At 57.3% G+C, this 2,819-nt stretch carries 4 protein-coding genes; all 4 read right to left on the reverse strand.

Going from position 1 to position 2,819, the window contains the following annotated elements:
• Positions 1-1,558 (reverse strand): heavy metal translocating P-type ATPase (locus lacNas_RS03310; RefSeq protein ID WP_201346589.1); only part of this gene is annotated, 1,558 nt, incomplete at its 3' end.
• Positions 1,558-1,836: a cupredoxin domain-containing protein gene (locus tag lacNas_RS03315; protein WP_201331962.1), complete on the reverse strand. Its 279-nt coding sequence runs from the start codon at positions 1,834-1,836 to the stop codon at positions 1,558-1,560. The genes lacNas_RS03315 and lacNas_RS03310, both read right to left, overlap by 1 nt.
• On the reverse strand, positions 1,836-2,210 hold the full coding sequence (locus lacNas_RS03320; protein ID WP_201331961.1) for a cupredoxin domain-containing protein: 375 nt from the start codon (positions 2,208-2,210) through the stop codon (positions 1,836-1,838). Before lacNas_RS03320 ends, lacNas_RS03315 begins: the two co-directional genes overlap by 1 nt.
• Complete coding sequence (locus lacNas_RS03325; RefSeq protein ID WP_201331960.1) at positions 2,204-2,647, reverse strand: CopY/TcrY family copper transport repressor; 444 nt, start codon at positions 2,645-2,647, stop codon at positions 2,204-2,206. The genes lacNas_RS03320 and lacNas_RS03325 overlap by 7 nt, the downstream gene beginning before the upstream one ends.
• Positions 2,648-2,819: the final 172 nt, after the last annotated feature.

Here is a 2,819-nt window from a genome sequence, read left to right on the forward strand (position 1 = left end):
CGACGAAGGCAACCGGGCCGGCTTCCTTCAATTTGGCCAGCTCGCTGGCCTTCTGCTGCGGCAAAAGCTCAGCCAGAACCTGGTCCACGCCCAGCTGCCGGCCGATCTTTTCGGCCAGCTGCCGGTTGTCCCCGGTCAGCATCACCGTCTTGATGCCGCGCCGGTGCAGCTCGCTCAAAACCGCCTTGGCTTCCGGCCGCGGCGCGTCCTGCAGGGCCAGCAGGCCGATCACTTCAGCGCCCTTCTTGACGTAAACGACCGTCTTGCCGGCCGCTGCCAAAGCTGCCGCCTGCTCGCGCCAGTCAGCAGGCGCGTCCACGTAATTGGCCTGGCCAACCTTGATGGTCTCGCCGGCGATCACGCCTTCAACGCCGCGGCCTTCCCTGGCCGCGAAATCCGTTACCGGCAGCAAGTCCTGCTTGGCTGCCCGGCTGCTCTCAACGATCGCCTGAGCCAGCGGGTGCTCGGAATTGTTTTCCAGGCTGGCTGCCAAAAGCAGGCTGCTTGAATCGCCCACCTGGTCGACAACCTGCGGCTGACCGACCGTCAAAGTCCCGGTCTTGTCAAAGACGATCGTCTTCACCTTGGCGGCCTGTTCCAAAATTTCGCCGTCCTTGATCAAAACGCCCATTCTGGCGCTGCGGCCGCTGGCTACCATCAAGGCCGTCGGGGTAGCCAGACCCAGGGCGCAGGGACAAGCAATCACGATTACTGAGACCGCGTAAAGCATGGCTTGAACCGGGCCGACCGGACTAAAGACCTCCCAGAGGGCAAAAGCCAGAATGCTGACGATCAGCACCGCCGGCACGAAATAGTTGGCCACCTGGTCAGTCAGTTTCTGAATCGGGGCCCGGGAGTTCTGCGCCTGCTTGACCACCTGCACGATCTGCGCCAGCATGGTCTCCTGGCCGACCTGCTCAGCTTCCATCAAAAAGCTGCCGCTGCCGTTGATGGTCGCGCCAATGACCCGGTCGCCGACCTTTTTCTGCACTGGCATGCTTTCGCCAGTCACCATGGCTTCATTGACGCTGCTTTGCCCGGATACCAGACGGCCGTCAACCGGAATCTTAGCCCCCGGCCGCACCTTCAGCAGATCGCCGGCCACGACCTGGTCCAGAGGCAGCTTGACGAATTCGCCGCCCCGCTTGACTTCAGCTTCCGTTGCCTGCAGTTCAAGCAGCTTGTTCAAAGAAGCTGCTGCCCGGTCGTGCATCTTTTCTTCCAGGGCATCCCCCAGCAAGACGAAGATCAAAACGAAAGCCGCGCTTTCAAAGTAGACCGGCCGGCCGGTGAAGTAGGCAAATACGCTGTAGACGTAAGTCACGCTGGTGCCGACGGCGATCAGAGTGTTCATGTTGGCCTGGTGGCGTTTGAAAGCCGCCCAGGCACTCTGCACGTAAGGGCCGGCCGCGACTGCCATGATCAAACTGGTGGCCAAAAGCGAGTAGGTCTTGATGCCAGGCAGCATCCGTCCCCACAGCATCAGCACCATGTCAGCCAGCATCGGCAGGGCCAGCAAAAGCGACAGCCAGAAGCGCCGCCAGTTAGTCAGTTTCATTATTCAATCACGACCTTTCCATGAAACATGTCCATTCCGCAGCTGAAGGCAAATTCTCCTGCCTGCTCTGTCGGAATCTCGATAGTGTGTGCTCCGGAAGCAAACAAGTCCTCCGTAATTCCCAAATCCTTGAAGACCACTTTTTCCAGGCAGGCATTGTCAGTCTTGACCTTGAAATTCACCTGTGCCGGCTGGCCCTTTTTAAAGTGGACTTCGCTGGGCTCATAGCCCTTGTCGACCACGATCGTTGCTTTTTGCTTCCGCTTGAACAAAGCCATTATCTGACAACCACCTTTCCATGGAACATGTTCATCCCGCAGGCATAGTCGAATTCACCGGCCTTCTGCGTCGGGATGTCAATTTTGACAGTCTTTTCCTTGCTCAGGTCCTTGTCGACCCCCAGGGTTGAAAAGACAACGTGGCTGAGGCAGGCCGTCTGGTCTTCCATCTTAAAAGTCACCTCAGCCGGCACGCCCTTTTTCAAATAAAGGACTTCCGGTTCATAGCCGCCCTTGACGACCACTTGGCCTTCCTGGCGGCCGCCTTCGATCTTGGCCTGGTCGCTGCTCTGCTCGAAATTGCCGAAAAACCACCAGCAAATCAAGGCAATCAAAGCTGCTGCAAGCAGCAAAACTAAAATTTTAACTAACATTTCTGCCCACCTTCTTCTTGTTGACAACTGCTCAAACAATTACAGTCAACTTTTTCCGGAGCTGTTTTTGCCTTCTGGCCCGCCTTGAGGGCAATCGCCTCCAGGTCCTTCCGGCTTAAAGGCAATTCGTCGAGCAAGCGCAGAATCATTTCCCCCTTGCGCATGTCGCACATGTTGGCGAAATCTGCCTGCAGGCTCTGATGCATGGCCTCAGTTTCCCCCAGGGCTGCCCGGTAGCTGAAGCGGTGCCCCAGCCGGTCGACTTGCAAAAAGCCCTTCTTTTCCAGGCGCCGCAAGAGCGTTTTGGTCGTTGACGGGCTCCAGGAAAACTTGGCCGTCAGCTGCGCCACGATCTGGCTGCTGGAAGCCGTCCCCAGGGTCCACACGATCCGCATGACCTGCCATTCTGCATCTGAAATGCGACAATCCTGTTCCATACTTGTCCTCCTCGTTTACATCTGTAACCTTACAAATCATATTTTACGCTTAAGTTTACAATTGTCAACTTATTTTTCTCGGTAGCCGCAGCCAAAAAAGCTTTTGGCTGCCTGCCGGCGGCACAGCAGCCAGGCTTCATTGCCCCGGCGGGGGTAAACGCTGCTGGCCAGT

The organism is Lactobacillus nasalidis (genome assembly GCF_016587775.1).
Classification (GTDB): Bacteria; Bacillota; Bacilli; order Lactobacillales; family Lactobacillaceae; genus Lactobacillus; species Lactobacillus nasalidis.